Origin of the sequence: Aurantimonas sp. A2-1-M11 (assembly GCF_036549475.1) — a bacterium.
GTDB lineage: Bacteria > Pseudomonadota > Alphaproteobacteria > Rhizobiales > Rhizobiaceae > Aurantimonas.
On sequence record NZ_JAZHLI010000048.1, the window covers coordinates 1 to 14,529 of the forward strand.

The following is a 14,529-nucleotide window of genomic DNA, read 5'->3' on the forward strand; positions in this document are numbered from 1 at the left end:
CTCGGCCACATGCTCGGGGGCCACCGCGCCGTCGAAGGGGCAGCCGAACACCACCGACAGGGAAATGCGGGTCTTCAGCCCCGCCTGCCGGGCCTCGTTCTCCAGAACCAGCAACTCCGTCACGGAGTCCTCGGTACTGCGGTTGAGATTGGCCGTGTTGTGGGCGTCGGTCACCGAGACGACCAGTGTCACGCCCTTGGCGCCGGCGGCCAGGGCACGGTCGAGGCCGCGGCGGTTGGGCACGAGCGCGAAGGACGTGATCGGCAGGTCTGCGACGGCACTGGTGACGGCCTCGGCGTCGGCCAGGTTCGGGATCCATTTGGGATGGGTGAAGGAGGTCACCTCGATCTCGGTCAGGCCGGCGGCAGCGAGGCGGCGCACAAGGTCGATCTTCTGGTCGGTCGGAAGGTATTTCGGCTCGTTCTGCAGGCCGTCGCGCGGGCCGACCTCGACGATGCGCACCTTCGCGGGCAGGGACATGTCCATGGGCGAAACGCTCCTTGCAATTAGTCGGGGCGCCGTCGCGAACGGCGCCGGGTCGGCCGATCTGCCACGCCGGGCGTCGCCGGCCGCGCCGTGACCTGCCGGGTCGCCGCGTTCTACGCCAGCGTCCGGTCGCTTGCCAACGCATTCCTGTAGCAGGGCGCGCCGCGTCGGCCTCAGTATCGGCGAGGAAGATAACGGCACAAGACCACAAAATCACATGATTCATGTTGCAAAACCCGTCGCCTTGTCGGATGACACGGGAAAGCCCGGAACCGGGTCGGAAGGAGCCACCGCCGTGAAACGGGACGATCGCAGGCGCGAGATCGTCGACCTTCTGGTCGAGGAAGGTTCGGCGACGCTCGACCGGCTGGCGCTGCAGTTCGCCGTCTCGAAGATGACGATCCACCGCGATCTCGACGAGCTGGAAGCCGAGGGGCTCCTGCGCCGGACCCGCGGCGGCGCGACGATCGAGGCAAGCGGCCAGTTCGAGAGCGATTTTTGCTACCGCGCGCGGCTGGCCGCCGGGGAAAAGCGGGCGATCGCGGCGCGGGCGGCGGAGTTCGTCCAGAGCGGCATGTGCGTGATGGTCGACGACGGCTCGACGGCGCAGGACCTCGCGCCCTTCCTGCGCGACCGGCTCCCGCTGACGGTGATCACCAACAACATGGCGGTGATCACGGAGCTGTCGGGGGCGGCGGGGATCGAGCTGATCGCTCTCGGCGGCAGCTATTCCAGGAAGTTCAACGGCTTCTTCGGCGTGGTCACCGAGGCGGCGCTGGCGTCGCTGCGCGCCGACATCGTGCTTTTGTCGAGCTCGTCGATCGAGGGTCGGACGGCATTCCATCAGGATCAGGCGGTGCTGGCGGTCAAGCGGCGGATGATCGCGTCGTCGGCGCAACGCTACCTGATGGTCGACCATCGCAAGTTCGGGCGCACGGCCCTCCATCTCTTCACCGATCTCGGCGTGTTCGACGGGGTGGTGACATCGACGGCGCTGCCGCGCGAGCGCGCCGCCGCGCTGGAAGAGGACGGAATCCGATTGTATCTGGCAGAGGAACGGGATCGATGAGCGCAGCGCCGCAGGTCTGGATCGGCACCAGCTGGAAGATGAACAAGATTCTGGCCGAGGCGCGCCACTTCGCCGAGCGCCTTGCCATGGAAACGGGGGACGGGCGGATCCAGCGCTTCGTCATCCCGCCCTTCACCGCAGTGCGCGAGGTGAAGGCGATCCTTGCGCGGACCGACGTGAAGGTCGGCGCCCAGAACATGCACTGGGCCGACCAGGGCGCCTGGACCGGCGAGGTCTCCGCCCCGATGCTCGTCGATTGTGCAGTGGACATGGTCGAACTCGGCCATTCCGAGCGGCGGGCGCATTTCGGCGAGACCGACGAGACGGTGGGGCTGAAGACGGAGGCGGCGGTCCGTCACGGGCTGATTCCGCTGATCTGCATCGGCGAAAGCGCCGAGGACAAGGCCGCAGGGCGTGCCGATGCGGTGCTGCGCACCGAGGTCGAGGGCGCTCTTTCGAGGCTCTCCGAGGCGCAGATGGCGGCGCCGATCCTGTTCGCCTACGAGCCGGTCTGGGCCATCGGCGAGGGCGGCACGCCCGCCTCGCCCGACTATGCCGACGCGCGCCAGGCCGGCATCATCGCGGCGACGGAGGAGATCACCGGTCGCCGGCTGCCATGCCTGTATGGCGGCAGCGTCAATTCCGGCAATTGCGCCGAACTCATCGCCTGCCCACATGTCGACGGGCTGTTCATCGGGCGGTCGGCATGGGAGGTCGAGGGATATCTCGACATCCTGTCACGCTGCGCCGCCACCATCTGAGAAAGGACGCTTCATGAAACTCGCGATCGCTGGCGACAGCGCCGGAGCCCCCCTCGCCAAGGTCCTGGCCGAGCATCTGAGCGGCCGGGACGGCCTCGACGTGTCCGAAGTCAGCAATCCGCCCACCGGCGCCGAGAAATTCTATGCCGACCTGGCGGACCGGGTCGCCAGCGGCATTCTCGACGGCACCTACGACAGGGCCATCCTGTGCTGCGGCACCGGCATCGGCGTCTGCCTGTCGGCCAACAAGGTGCCCGGAATCCGCGCCGCCCAGACCCACGACACCTATTCGGCCGAGCGGGCGGCCCTGTCCAACAACGCCCAGATCATCACCATGGGCGCACGCGTCATCGGGAGCGAGCTCGCCAAGAGCGTGGCCGACGCGTTTCTGGCCTGCAAGTTCGACCCCGGCGGCCGCTCGGCCGACAATGTGAAGGCAATCGACGCCCTGGACGCCAAGTACCACGGCGCCTGAGGGCCTGATCTCTTCGCAGCATCCTGTTGCGCCGCGTGATGCAAGGCCTAGAGCCGCATGCGGCGTGTTTCGGTCAGGGTCTTCGTCACCGCGGCGATCTCCGTGGACCGGCGTTCCGGCGACCATCGCAGGGCGGCGGCCGCGACGATGGCGATCGCCTCGATGTCCCGCGCGGTCAGCATGCCGGTGACGGCCAGATTGGTGCGACGCAGGACGATATCCTCGAGACGCACGACGTCCTCGTTGCGCGCGATCCAGTCGATCTCCTTCAGGCTCGTCGACCGCGCATCGGGCAGCCGTTCGCCATCGGAATAGTCGCAGCGATGATGGGCAATCGCCAGCGCGGTGGTGCCGTAGCGCTCCAGCAGGGCCTCCAGCCGGGGCTCGTCGAGCCAGGTCGCCACCGAGCCTTCGGCCAGCCAGACAGAGCGCGCCAAGGGGTTGCCAGGATAGTTGCGGCCGCCGCCGACAGCCAGATGGTCGGTGGAGGTGAGCCGGCTGCGCTTCAGGCGGCGCAGGATCCTGTCGGTCGCCCTCTCCGCAAAGGCCCGGTAGGTCGTCCACCGTCCGCCGACCAACGACAGGATTGGGAAGGCCCGGTCCGCGTCCGGCTCGACGACCGGCATCGAACTGCCTCGGCCCGGCTTGCCGCCGGTGGCATCGTCCGACGCCGGCAGCGCATAGATTCCGGCGGTGGCGTGGACGATTTGGTCTGCGCCGAACTGCAGGTCGGGCAGGAGTGCGCGCAGGCTGCCGAGCAGGGTCTCTACGTCCGCATCGTCGCAACGTGAATCGTCCGGATCGTCGGTCGGCGCATCGGTGGCGCCGACGAGCACCCGGCCGAAATAGTCCTGCGCGGTACAGAGCCAGCCCCTGCCTGGTCCCGCATCCGGAGCCTCGAAGCGCAGGATCCGTCCGTCCAGCCGGCGCCGCAGATCCTCTTGGTCGAGGAGAACGTGCGTGCGCTTGCGGACGACGGCCAGTTCCGACGGCGCGCCGAGAGCGGTGTTGACCTCGTCGATCCACGCCCCGGCAGCGTTGACCACGAGCGTCGGGCGAACGACGAATTGCGAGCCGTCGTCGCGCTCGAAGGCCAATTGCCCGCCGATGCAGGCAACCAGCGACGTCCAGCTGGCGGCCTCCGCTTCCGGGCACGCGTCCAGCCCGTCCCTGACCAGTTCGTAGACGAACCGCTCCGGCGCGGTGATTCGGGCGTCGTGGTAGATGCCGGCGGCGGCGACGCCCGCAGGCAGGCCGAGAGGGTCCGCCAGCGCCCGCTGCCGGCCGAGGAGGACATGGGGCGGGATGCCCCCGTGCCGCGCGCCGGTGCGGTCGTGGAGGGCAAGGCCGATCCGGGCCAGGATCGAGCCGCGGTGGCGCGGCACCGTGGGCGAGCCGGCCAGGGTTCGCAGCAGCGCCCACAGCCCTCCCATTCGGGAAAACACCGGGAACACGACCGGCAGTGTCTCGACGCAATGGGGTGCGATCTTCAGGAGCCGGTTGCGCTCGGCCGCTGCCAGGTCCGCCCCCTGGAGGTCGCCGATTTCCAGCTCGGCCAGCCCGCCCTCGACCAGGCGGGACGAGGCCGCGCTGGCGCCGGAGCCGAAATCGCCCTTGTCGACGATCAGGCAGGAGACCCCTTGTGCGCAGAGGTCCCGGAAGAGGCCGGCGCCGTGCAATCCCGCGCCGAGGATGACGACATCGACCGGCTGGCCCTCGGGCAGGGCAGGCAGTTCGTCGTCGGGTTGGTCGTCAATGACGGGTTCGTCGTTGATGGGAGGCTCGTCGGTCGCGTTGTCTGGCACGCTCACTCCCGCATCATCCTGCATTGCCGGAATCCCGACCCTTTCGATGCGCCGTCGGCCTGTCCACCAAAAAGTGGGCGCGCGGCCGCCAGGAATGGCGTCGGGTCTGTCCGGTGCCGCTGCGATCCGCGCCGATCAGGCGGCGCGGTGGATGGTAGCGGGCGGCGTGCCGACGGATTGGCGCGTCCTGACGATCATCAGTGCCGCCTCGGCTGCCTCGCGGCCCTTGGTGACGAAATGCTCGCGGAAGATCGCCTCGTGATGGGCGGTCTCCTGGTAGTGATGCGGCGTCAGGGACACCGACAGCACCGGCACGCCGCTGTCGAGGCCGGCGCGCATCAGCCCGTCCACGACGGCCTGCGCGACGAAATCATGCCGGTAGATGCCGCCATCGACGACCAGGGCCGCGGCGGCCACGGCCGCATAGCGTCCGGTCAGGGCGAGGTCGCGGGCGAGCAGCGGCATCTCGAAGGCGCCGGGCACGTCGAAGACGTCGACCTGGTCGTCCGGAATGATCTGGGTGAAGCCTTCCAGGGCACGCGAGACGATGTCGGCGTGCCAATTGGCCTTGATGAATGCGTAGCGGGTGGGCGCCATGGCGGGATCTCCTTTCGCAACGGACACGTCACCCAAGGCGATCACGGACGCGGAGCGCGAGGGCTTTCGCCCGGCGCGCCATGCGTTCGTTCTCTCTCATCCGGACTGTGACCGTCGGCTCAGGCATCGCACCTGATCTGCTGACCCCTTCGCAGCCGAAGGGCGCTCGCGGGCTCGCGGGCACATGCCGCATACCGCCGGTGGGGACTTTCACCCCGCCCTGAGCGCGTCGAGATAAAGCACCGCCGGCGGGCCCATGCAAGCCGCAGGACAGCGGACGCGCGGTGGTCAGGTCCGGCGCCGGCCGGCCTGCAGTTCCGCGACCCGCTCGCGCGTGTGGTCGAAGGATTGCACCCCGGCATCCGAACCGAGGCCGCTCGCCACAAGGGCGGCCACCCCTTGCGCGAAATCGATGGCCGCTTCCGGCTCCAACCGGTGCGTCAGTGCAGTGATGAAGCCGGCGTCGAAGGCGTCGCCGCAGCCGGTCGTGTCGATCACTTCGATGTCGTAGGCCGGTACATGCAGCCGGGTACCGTCGGCCGCGGCGTAATAGGCGCCCTCGGCGCCGAGGGTGAAGACGCAGGTCCGCGCGCCCCGGTCCAGATAGAAGGCGGCGCAGTCGCCCGGGGTGGCCTGGCCCGACATGTCGCGGGCTTCCTCGATCGAGGGCATGAAATAGTCGATATGCGGCAGGAGCGGCAGCACCAGACCGGCGGTCTCGGCACTCGCGGCGATCAGGTCGAAGGTCACGGTGCAGCCGCGGCGCTTGGCCTCCTCCAGCAACACCCGGCTGCGCTCGCCGTCGAGCTTCCTCAGCAGCCCCGTGCCGCCCAGATGCAGGATCGGCGTGTCGAAGATCTGGTCGTAAAGGCTCGGCGGAACGTCGAAATGGTCCGAGGCGCCGCGCATGTGCAAGGCCGGGCGCTCGCCATTGGGCCGGATGTTGAGGATGGTCGCCGACGTCGGGACGCCGTCGAGCCGCTGCATGGCGGAGGTGTCGATGCCGAGCCGGTCCATCGCGCCGAGGACGAAGTCGGCCTTCTCGTCATTGCCCACCGCGCCGACGGCGAGACTGTTCAGGCCGAGCTTGGCCGTGTTGACGACGACGCCCCCGGCGGTGCCGGCGACGGTCAGGCGGATCTCGTCGATGAACTCCACATTGCCGCGATCGGGAATGCGGGTGACCGGACGTCCGAGAATGTCGAGGATGTAGAGCCCGACGACCGAGACATCGTAGCGCATGTCCGTCCTTTCGTGTGTCACGAGATGCGGTTGCCGTCGCAGAACAGCATCAGCCGGTCGCGCGGCACCGACAGATGGACGGCGCCGCCGAGCTCTGCCGGCGGGCGGCCTTCGGTGTTCACCTTGACCAGTGTTTCGCCGATCTTCGCCTTGGTCAGGTAGCGGCCGGCGATGCCGATCGCCTGGTCGACGAGGATCGCGCCGACGCTGCCCTCGGTCGGCTCGCCGGTCATGCGCACCAGTTCCGGTCTTATGCCGATCGTCAGCTTGCCCTTCGGGGGGCTCTGCGGGGTCGGCAGCGGCGCGGCTAGGATCGGCGCGTGGATGCCGCGGCTGTCGAGCTCGGCCGGGATGAAATTCATGCCGGGATTGCCCAGGAACCAGCCGCCGAACTCGGTGGTCGGCTGGCCGTAGAGCACCTGCGGCCGGTCGTACTGCATGATCCGGCCGTCCTTCATCAGGGCGATCCGGTCGGCCAGGGTCATCGCCTCGGTCTGGTCGTGGGTGACGTAGACGATGGTCTGCTTCAGCCGCTTGGTGACGCGCTTGAAGGCGCGGATGAGCTGCAGCTTGGCGTTGACCTCGACATTGGTGGTCGGCTCGTCGAACAGGACGATCTCCGACTGGCGCGCGACGGCGCGGCCCACCGCCACCTTCTGGCGGCTGCCCGCGTCGAGCTGTTCGATGAAGGCGCCGGCCAGCGGACGCAGATCGAGGACGTCGAGCACCTCGTCGACGCGGCGCCTGCGCTCGGCGGTCGAGACGCTGCGGTCGTGCCGCATCGGCAGTTCCAGGTTCTCGGCCACCGACAGGGTCGGGTACATGACCGGATACTGGAACACCATGCCGACATTGCGCTTGCGCGGCGGCAGCCGTGTCACGTCGCGGCCGCCGAAGAGGACACGGCCCTCGCTGGGCCGCTCCAGCCCGGCCAGCATCCGCATCAGCGTGGTCTTGCCGCAGCCCGACGGGCCGAGCAGGCAGGCGACCTCGCCGTCGGCAAAGGTCATGTGGACGTCGTTGACGGCGGTGAAGCTGCCGAAGCGCTTGGTGATGTGCTCGATGACGATCTCAGCCATGGATCTTCTGCTCCGCTCGAACGCATGGGGCCTGCGGCGCGTTCACGATCGGCCCCCCGCGCCCGCCAGCCGCTGCCCGCTGGTCCCGTCGAACAGCAGGATGTCGGCCGGGTCGATCTGCACGCCGACCGTGCTGTCGAATTCCGGCGGCGCGCGATCGTGGAGCGCTATCGCGCTGGTCAGGGAATGGCCGTCGAGATCGAGATAGACCACCGCCTCGCCGCCGAGATTTTCCACCAGCGTGACGCGCGCCATTGCGCCGGCCGTTGTGCCCTCGGGATTCAACCGCACATGTTCGGGCCGGATGCCGGCGATGACCGATTGTCCTTCGGGAATGCCGGCGGCCGTGAGGCGCAGCGGCCCCGCCTCGACGGTGCCGTCGATGACGCCGCCTGGATAGAGATTGGCGTTCGGAAAGCCGATCAGGTCGAGGGAGCGGGCCTGCGAGGGCTGGTGGTAGACCGCCGTCGCCTCGCCGTCCTGGATCACCCGGCCGGCGTCGAGCACGGCGAGCCGCTGCGCCATGGTCAGCGCTTCCAGCGAATCCGAGGTCGCATAGAGGAAGGTGGCGTTCAACTCCTCGCGCAACGATTTCAGCTCGTCCATCAGCCGTTCGCGCAGCTTGTAGTCGAGCCCGACCAGGGGGTCGTCGAGAACGAAGATCTGGGCGTCCTTCAGGAGCCCGCGCGCCACCGCCACGCGCTGCTTCTCGCCGCCCGAGAGCTGGTCCGGCGTCTTCGCCAGGAGATGGGTGATCGACAGGATGCCGGCGGTGCGGTCGACGCGCGCCGCGATCTCGTCCTTCGGGAACCGCGCCAGCGTCAGCGGATAGGCCATGTTCTGGGCCACCGTCTGGTGCGGGTAGAGCGCGAAATTCTGCGGCACGTAGCCGATCGGCCGCTCGGCCGGCGGGTCGCCCACGATGTCCCGGCCCGACAGAAGGATCTGGCCGGCATCGGGCTTTTCCAGCCCGACCAGAATGCGGAACAGGGTCGACTTGCCGGACTGGGGCGGGCCGCACAGCACGGTGAAGCTCTGCGGCGCGACGTCGAGGGTCAGTGCGTCGAGAGCCACGGTCCGGCCGTAGCGCTTGGTGATGCCTTGGAACTGCAGCGACATGAAATCAGCGACCGAGTTGCGAGAATGTCGGGACCATCAGGATGCCGACCGAGAACACGGCCGCGATGACCAGCAGCACCTTGACGATGAAGTACAGGCTGGCGCCCGGCGAGGCGTCCTTGCGCAGATTGCCCACGGCGATCTGCAGGAGGGTCGCGGCGACCAGCACGCACAGGCCGACCTTGTAGACCATGAGGTTGTAGCGCTGGGCGATCATCAGGATGCCGGCCAGGAGGCCGAAGATCAGGAAAGTCTCCAGGCGCTCGGGAAAGGTGCGGGTGGGTTTCATGCTCAGACCTCTCCCCGCACGGTGCCGAAGGTCATGCCGACCAGAAGATATTTCTGGAAGATGTAGATGAAGACGACGGGCACGATGATGTAGACCGACGTCATCGTCGAGATGAACGTCCAGTTCACGCCGCCATCGGAATAGGTGCCGACGGACAGGGCATAGGGGATGTTCTGGGTGCTCACCCCGCCAATGATGAAGTTGAAGAGATATTCGTTCCATACGAAGATCAGGTTGAAGATGAAGGCGGCGATGAGGCCGGGGCGGACCTGCGGCATCACCACCTTGAAGATGACGTGGAACCACGAGCCGCCATTGACGATGCCGGTCTCGTCGAAGCGCGTCGAGACGCCGTCGAGAAAGCCCTTCAGGATCCAGACCGAGAAGGGGATCGAGAACATGGCGTAGAACAGCATCAGCCAGAGATGCGAATCCTTCCAGCCGAAGGCGACATACATCAGGAAGACCGGCAGGATCACCGCCGGTCCCGGCAGCATGCGGATCGACAGGAGCAGGAACATCAAAAAGTCGGTGCCCTTCGGCCGGAACCGCGAGAAGCAGAAGGCGGCAAGGAAGGACACGACCACGGCGATCAGCACGGCGCCGATCGACAGCACCACGGAATTGGCGATCTGCAGGAAGATCTCGCCGCGGTTGAACAGGTCGACGTAATTGTCGAGCGTCGGCTTGAAGAACAGCTTCGGGGGCATCGCCAGGATGTCGTCGCGGGTCTTGAAGGACGACATGACGATCCAGGCGATCGGCGCGAAGAAGATCAGCGCGATCAGCCACAGGGCGGCGTAATACAGCCATTCGCGCAGGCGGCTCATGCTCCGCCCTCCCGGCGACGACGCAGGCTGAGGACGAAGATGAAGGCGCTGGTCATGGCGATCGATATCAGGAGGAGAAGGACGGCATAGGCCGACGACCAGCCCATGTTGAAGCTCTCGAAGGCCTGCTTGTTCAGCTCCAGCGCCACCAGCCGGGTGGTCTGGCCCGGCCCGCCCTTGGTCATCGGGATGATCAGGTCGAGCGTCTTGAAGCTGTCGATGGTGCGCAGGAGGATGCCGAGCATCATGATGAACTTGCCGTGGTGCCAGATGACCAGGGTCAGGCGCCGCAGGAAGGGCACGCGGTCGATCTCCGCCGCCTCCAGTTCGGCCGTCGGCACCGAGCCGAGGGCCGCCAGCGTCATCAGCGTCATGAACGGCGTCCACATCCAGCAATCCACCGCCAGCACCGCCCAGAAGGCGAGTTCGGGATTGCCGAGGAAGTCGATCGGCCCGCTGTCGAACAGCGCCCGGCCGAGATAGTTCAGGACGCCGAAGGTCGGGTCGTAGATGAAGCGGAAGAAGGTGCCCGACGCCACCGGCGTCAGCACCATGGGGGCGAACAGCAGCGTCAGCGCGATGCGCCGGCCCGGCATGTCCCTAGAGCCCCAGAACAGGAAGCCCAGCATCGCGCCGAGAACGGTCTGGATCGTCACGCCGCACAGGACGAAGGTGAAGGTGCGCGACAGGTCGAACCAGATGCCGTTCTTGCTGGCGAGGATGCCGAGGAAGTTGCGAAAACCGACAAATTCCGGCGGCATCCCGCTGGTCAGCGAGAAATTGTAGAAGGACAGGCCGAGCAGCCACAGCGTCGGGATCGTGTTGAAGACGATGAAGAAGATCATCACCGGCGCCAGCAGCGTGAGGATCAGCGTGGCGCGGTTGTCGAACAGGCGGGCAAAAGGCCGCCGACGCTGCTGGACGGGGGGCATGTTCGGGCCTCGATGTGATGACTCAGGGGCCGGGCGCGGGGTCTGAGCCGCGTCCGGCCGACGAGTGGACCTGTCGTTTACAGCGAGGTCATCGCGCAGCTGTCGGACGGCGCTTCGGTGGCCGTGCCGGAATCGTAGAGGATCTGCTGCTGGGCGCAGGCGATGTAGTCCATCACCGCCTGGGCGTCGGTCGACTGGCCGGTCACAAATGAGGAATAGCCCTCCTGCTGGACCGACAGCATCTCCGAATATTTCGGGTCATGCCAGAAGTCCTGCGAGCGGCCGTCCTCGAGCATGAACTTGTAGGTGCGGTTCCACGGGTTGATGTCGTTGAAATCGTCCCGCGAGAGGGTCGCCTTGTCGCACGGATTGCCGCCGCGCTTGGCGAATTCCAGCGCCGTCTCGGGCTGGTACCACCAGTTCATGAAGTCGATGGCGACGCGCATCTTCTGCTCGTCGTTGAAGGCGTTGATCACCCAGGGCTGCCCACCCATGGAGTAGATCCGCTTGGGCTCGGCGCCCGGCGCCTGATGCTTGGGCGGCGGCACGACCAGCACCTTGCCCTGCAGTTCCTCGGTGATCATGGCCGGACCGACGGCGGCCCACTGGATGGTCGCGAAGACCTTGCCCTGGGTGAAGACGTCGATGCCTTCGGCGATGCCGATATTGGTGGCGCCCGGCGGGCAGTATTTCAGCCAGCGCTTGTATTCCTCCAGAGAGGCGGCGTTCTCCGGCGTGTTGAGGACGCCCTCGACCTGGCCGGTCTCCGGGTTCCACAATTCGCCGCCGCGGCTCCACAGGAAGTTGTTGAAGGCGCAGGTCGCGAAGTCGTAGACGCGGCTGTACTGCTGGGCAAAGCCCCAGCGCTGCTCGTCCGGCCGGGTGAAGAAGTCCGCGATCTTCTCGAACTCGTCCATGGTGAGGTTTTCGAAATCCTCGAAGGTCGAGGGCAGTTCGACGTCGTACTTGGCCTTGAACGCCTCGCGCTCCTGAGGGTCCTCGAGCCAGTCCTTGCGCACGAACAGCGCCTCGACGTCGCCTTCCTGCGGCAGGCCCCAGATGTCCTGGCTGCCGTCGGGATAGGTCATGTAGGTGTCGACGACGGTCTTGGAGTACCATTCGATGTCGAGCGCCGGGTTCTGCGCGATGACGTCGTTGAGCTTCAGGATCCAGCCCGGCTGGGCGAGCGCGCCCAGCCACTGGCTGTCGGAGATGATGATGTTGAATTCCTGGCTGCGCGTGACCAGCGAGGTCGCGGCCTTCTGGAACAGGTCGGCGAAGGGCGCTTCCTGGAAGTTGAAGGAGACGTCGTAGCCGTAACGCTCCTTCACGTATTCGGCGAAGAGCGGCGACATCTTCACGCCCAGCGAGGACGGCACCCAGCCGGCGATGCCCAGAATGTTCATCTCGATCGACTGGCCGGCGAGCGGATGGCTCTCCTGGGCACTCAGGCGGTTGATGAAGGGGGCGCCGAGGACGGTCGAAAGGCCGAGCGCCGCGCCGCCCTTCAACAGGGTCCGGCGCGGGACCAACAGCCCGGAGCCGGTCCGCATATCGGTAGATCTCGTCATGCCATTTTCCTCCCAGTTGCAATAGTGGCCGCCGGGGGGCCTGTCGCGTTCCGGCGCTGCTGTTCAACCGCGTGAATGCGACGGCACAATCCCTCCCAGGACCGTCGGATCGCGATCTGCAAACCCTATTGGCGACAATATTCAAATCCTATAAGACAAATGTCAAGATGGCATCCCTGACCACCTCGACTGCGCGCAAGAGCGCCTCCGGACGCCCCTCCATCGGGGCCACCCCGGTCCCTCTGCCGTTCCGCGACGACCCGCTGCTGTGGGCCGGCTGGCTCTATGCCCGCGACGGCATGACCCAGAACGAGATCGCCAAGGCGATGGGTGTCTCGCGAGCGACCGTGAACGGCTACCTGGCCGAGGCACGCACCCGCGGTATCGTCACCCTGTCCATGGAGACGTCGCGGCTCAGCGAGCTGATGATCGCCCAGGCGATGAAGGATCGCTTTCATCTCAGCGACTGCATCGTCATTCCCAGTGCCGAGGGCGATTCCGGCCTCGACGAGCGGCTGGGCGAGACCGGTGCACGGGTGCTGCAGCGGCTGATCCGGCCCGGCGACATGCTGGGCATCGCCTGGGGGCGCACGATGATCGCGCTGGCCCGGCGCATCGGCCCCGGGCAGGTTCCGGACCTGTCGGTGATCCAGCTCACCGGCGGCACCTCGGCGCCGGTCGATTTCACGCCGGAGCTCTGCGCCTCGCAACTTGCCACCGCGCTGGGCGCGCGCTCGATCAACATCACCGCACCGGCCGTGGTTTCCAGCGCCGCGGTCCGCGACATCCTAATGAACGAGCCGCAGTTGCGCGAGCAGTTCGACATGGCCCGGCGCGCCGACAAGGTCGTCTTCGGCATCTGCTCGACGCGGCCCGACAGCACCATCCACGCCAGCGGGCTGGTGCGCCAGGAGGAGCTGGCGCATCCGGCCTTTCACCGCGCCACCGCGGTCGTCGCGGGGCGTTTCATCGACGACCGCGGCGTGCCGGTACGCGCGCCGCTGGATGCGCGCACCATCGGGCTGACGCTGGAGGAGATCTCGCGGATCAAGGTGCGCATCGCTGTGGCTGGCGGCTCGCGCAAGGTGCCGGCGATCCTGGCGGCGCTGCGCGGCGGCTATGCCAATATCCTGATCACCGATGCGGCCACGGCACACAGCATTCTGCAGGCGGAGGGGGTGCCCGAGTCGCTCGGCGCCCTGCGAGGAACCAGACGCACACAGCTACAGGGAGGCAATCCAGTGAAGACCAAGAAACTCATCAACGATCCGAAGAACATAATCGAGGAGATGCTGGACGGCATCGTCAAGGCGCATCCCAGGCATGTGCGCCAGCTCGAGGACAGCCCGCGATCAGTGATCGCGGTCGACGGTCCGCGCAAGGACAAGGTGGCGATCGTCATCGGCGGCGGCTCCGGCCACGAGCCGTCCTTCGTCGGCTTCGTCGGCAAGGGCATCGCCGATGCCTGCGCCATCGGTAACGTCTTCGCCTCGCCGCCGCCCGATCCGATCCTCGAATGTACCAAGGCCGTCGATGGCGGCGCCGGCGTACTCTACATGTACGGCAACTATGCCGGCGACGTGATGAACTTCGACATGGCGGCCGAGATGGCCGCGATGGAGGACATCGAGGTCCGCACGGTGCTCTCCACCGACGACGTGGCCTCGGCGCCGCTCGACCAGAAGGAGAAGCGCCGCGGCGTCGCCGGCAATTTCTTCATCTTCAAGATCGCCGGTGCGGCTGCCGACAGGATGTGGTCCCTCGACGAATGCGAGCGCGTCGCCCGCAAGGCCAACGACAACACCTTCACCGTCGGCGTCGCCCTCGCGCCCTGCTCGCTGCCCCAGACCCTGCGGCACAATTTCGACATCGGCCCCGACGAGATGGAAATCGGCATGGGCATCCATGGCGAGCCGGGCGTGACGCGCGAGCCGCTGCGCACCGCCGACGAGGTGACCGACGACATGCTGGAGCGGATCTTCGCCGAGATGCCGGCGAAGAAGGGCTCAAAGGTGGCGGTGCTGGTCAACTCGCTGGGTTCGACGCCGCTGATGGAGCTCTACGTCATCAACCGCCGGGTGCGCGAGCGCCTCGACCGCAAGGGCATCGACGTCCATGCAACCTGGGTCGGCACCTATTGCTCGTCCCTGGAGATGGCTGGCATGTCGGTGACGCTGATCCTGCTCGACGACGAGCTGACCGAGCTTCTGGATCACCCTTGCGATTGTGCGATGTTCCGTGCGGGCTGAGCCCCGCCGGATCCTGCCACCCCAA

At 67.0% G+C, this 14,529-nt stretch carries 13 protein-coding genes, 1 pseudogene and 1 riboswitch; of the genes and pseudogenes, 4 read left to right on the top strand and 10 right to left on the bottom strand.

Translation table 11 applies throughout. The annotated features are described in order from the left end of the window. Window positions 1–486 (bottom strand): annotated as a pseudogene (locus VQ042_RS18330) (hydroxymethylglutaryl-CoA lyase); the annotation flags it as partial. A gap of 295 nt (window positions 487–781) precedes the next feature. Between VQ042_RS18330 and VQ042_RS18335 the strand changes: the two are divergent. From VQ042_RS18335 to derI, 3 genes are read left to right on the top strand one after another with little or no spacing between them, the layout of a single operon-like run. After that, the gene (locus VQ042_RS18335) at window positions 782–1,555 is read left to right on the top strand and encodes a DeoR/GlpR family DNA-binding transcription regulator (RefSeq protein WP_331821762.1); all 774 of its coding nucleotides are present in this window, start codon (window positions 782–784) and stop codon (window positions 1,553–1,555) included. Then, the gene (locus tag VQ042_RS18340) at window positions 1,552–2,316 is read left to right on the top strand and encodes a triose-phosphate isomerase (protein WP_331821763.1); all 765 of its coding nucleotides are present in this window, start codon (window positions 1,552–1,554) and stop codon (window positions 2,314–2,316) included. The genes VQ042_RS18335 and VQ042_RS18340 overlap by 4 nt, the downstream gene beginning before the upstream one ends. Before the next feature lie 13 nt (window positions 2,317–2,329). Then, window positions 2,330–2,791, top strand: a complete 462-nt coding sequence (gene derI / locus VQ042_RS18345) for a D-erythrulose-4-phosphate isomerase (protein WP_331821764.1) — start codon at window positions 2,330–2,332, stop codon at window positions 2,789–2,791. A 47-nt stretch (window positions 2,792–2,838) separates the two neighbouring features. Here the strand turns inward: derI and VQ042_RS18350 are convergent, their stop codons facing one another. The 9 genes from VQ042_RS18350 to VQ042_RS18390 all read right to left on the bottom strand — a co-directional run bounded on the left by VQ042_RS18350 (window position 2,839) and on the right by VQ042_RS18390 (window position 12,255). Beyond that, window positions 2,839–4,602, bottom strand: a complete 1,764-nt coding sequence (locus VQ042_RS18350) for an FAD-dependent oxidoreductase (protein ID WP_331821765.1) — start codon at window positions 4,600–4,602, stop codon at window positions 2,839–2,841. Between the two features lie 129 nt (window positions 4,603–4,731). Beyond that, window positions 4,732–5,193, bottom strand: coding sequence for a 6,7-dimethyl-8-ribityllumazine synthase (locus tag VQ042_RS18355; RefSeq protein ID WP_331821766.1), 462 nt, complete (start codon window positions 5,191–5,193; stop codon window positions 4,732–4,734). 84 nt (window positions 5,194–5,277) lie between these two features. Next, window positions 5,278–5,425, bottom strand: a riboswitch (FMN riboswitch). Between the two features lie 56 nt (window positions 5,426–5,481). Next, on the bottom strand, window positions 5,482–6,435 hold the full coding sequence (locus tag VQ042_RS18360; protein ID WP_331821767.1) for a carbohydrate kinase family protein: 954 nt from the start codon (window positions 6,433–6,435) through the stop codon (window positions 5,482–5,484). Between the two features lie 17 nt (window positions 6,436–6,452). Continuing rightward, complete coding sequence (locus VQ042_RS18365) at window positions 6,453–7,514, bottom strand: ABC transporter ATP-binding protein (RefSeq protein ID WP_331821768.1); 1,062 nt, start codon at window positions 7,512–7,514, stop codon at window positions 6,453–6,455. A 42-nt stretch (window positions 7,515–7,556) separates the two neighbouring features. Then, window positions 7,557–8,633: an ABC transporter ATP-binding protein gene (locus VQ042_RS18370; RefSeq protein WP_331821769.1), complete on the bottom strand. Its 1,077-nt coding sequence runs from the start codon at window positions 8,631–8,633 to the stop codon at window positions 7,557–7,559. A gap of 4 nt (window positions 8,634–8,637) precedes the next feature. Beyond that, window positions 8,638–8,922, bottom strand: a complete 285-nt coding sequence (locus tag VQ042_RS18375) for a hypothetical protein (RefSeq protein WP_331821770.1) — start codon at window positions 8,920–8,922, stop codon at window positions 8,638–8,640. Between the two features lie 2 nt (window positions 8,923–8,924). After that, window positions 8,925–9,752 carry a carbohydrate ABC transporter permease gene (locus VQ042_RS18380; protein ID WP_331821771.1) on the bottom strand — a complete coding sequence of 276 codons (828 nt, stop codon included), beginning with the start codon at window positions 9,750–9,752 and terminating at the stop codon, window positions 8,925–8,927. Next, window positions 9,749–10,684, bottom strand: coding sequence for a carbohydrate ABC transporter permease (locus tag VQ042_RS18385; protein WP_331821772.1), 936 nt, complete (start codon window positions 10,682–10,684; stop codon window positions 9,749–9,751). The genes VQ042_RS18380 and VQ042_RS18385 overlap by 4 nt, the downstream gene beginning before the upstream one ends. Window positions 10,685–10,761: 77 nt before the next feature. Continuing rightward, window positions 10,762–12,255, bottom strand: a complete 1,494-nt coding sequence (locus VQ042_RS18390; RefSeq protein WP_331821773.1) for an ABC transporter substrate-binding protein — start codon at window positions 12,253–12,255, stop codon at window positions 10,762–10,764. A gap of 167 nt (window positions 12,256–12,422) precedes the next feature. Between VQ042_RS18390 and VQ042_RS18395 the strand changes: the two genes are divergently transcribed. Continuing rightward, the gene (locus VQ042_RS18395) at window positions 12,423–14,504 is read left to right on the top strand and encodes a bifunctional sugar-binding transcriptional regulator/dihydroxyacetone kinase subunit DhaK (protein ID WP_331821774.1); all 2,082 of its coding nucleotides are present in this window, start codon (window positions 12,423–12,425) and stop codon (window positions 14,502–14,504) included. The last annotated feature ends 25 nt before the right edge of the window (window positions 14,505–14,529 follow it).

Coding starts and splice junctions, on each gene's coding strand:
- VQ042_RS18380 (WP_331821771.1), bottom strand. CDS start 9,752: ATGAGCCGCCTGCGCGAATGGCTGTATTACGCCGCCCTGTGGCTGATC.
- VQ042_RS18340 (WP_331821763.1), top strand. CDS start 1,552: ATGAGCGCAGCGCCGCAGGTCTGGATCGGCACCAGCTGGAAGATGAAC.
- derI (WP_331821764.1), top strand. CDS start 2,330: ATGAAACTCGCGATCGCTGGCGACAGCGCCGGAGCCCCCCTCGCCAAG.
- VQ042_RS18370 (WP_331821769.1), bottom strand. CDS start 8,633: ATGTCGCTGCAGTTCCAAGGCATCACCAAGCGCTACGGCCGGACCGTG.
- VQ042_RS18385 (WP_331821772.1), bottom strand. CDS start 10,684: ATGCCCCCCGTCCAGCAGCGTCGGCGGCCTTTTGCCCGCCTGTTCGAC.
- VQ042_RS18355 (WP_331821766.1), bottom strand. CDS start 5,193: ATGGCGCCCACCCGCTACGCATTCATCAAGGCCAATTGGCACGCCGAC.
- VQ042_RS18365 (WP_331821768.1), bottom strand. CDS start 7,514: ATGGCTGAGATCGTCATCGAGCACATCACCAAGCGCTTCGGCAGCTTC.
- VQ042_RS18360 (WP_331821767.1), bottom strand. CDS start 6,435: ATGCGCTACGATGTCTCGGTCGTCGGGCTCTACATCCTCGACATTCTC.
- VQ042_RS18375 (WP_331821770.1), bottom strand. CDS start 8,922: ATGAAACCCACCCGCACCTTTCCCGAGCGCCTGGAGACTTTCCTGATC.
- VQ042_RS18395 (WP_331821774.1), top strand. CDS start 12,423: ATGGCATCCCTGACCACCTCGACTGCGCGCAAGAGCGCCTCCGGACGC.
- VQ042_RS18390 (WP_331821773.1), bottom strand. CDS start 12,255: ATGACGAGATCTACCGATATGCGGACCGGCTCCGGGCTGTTGGTCCCG.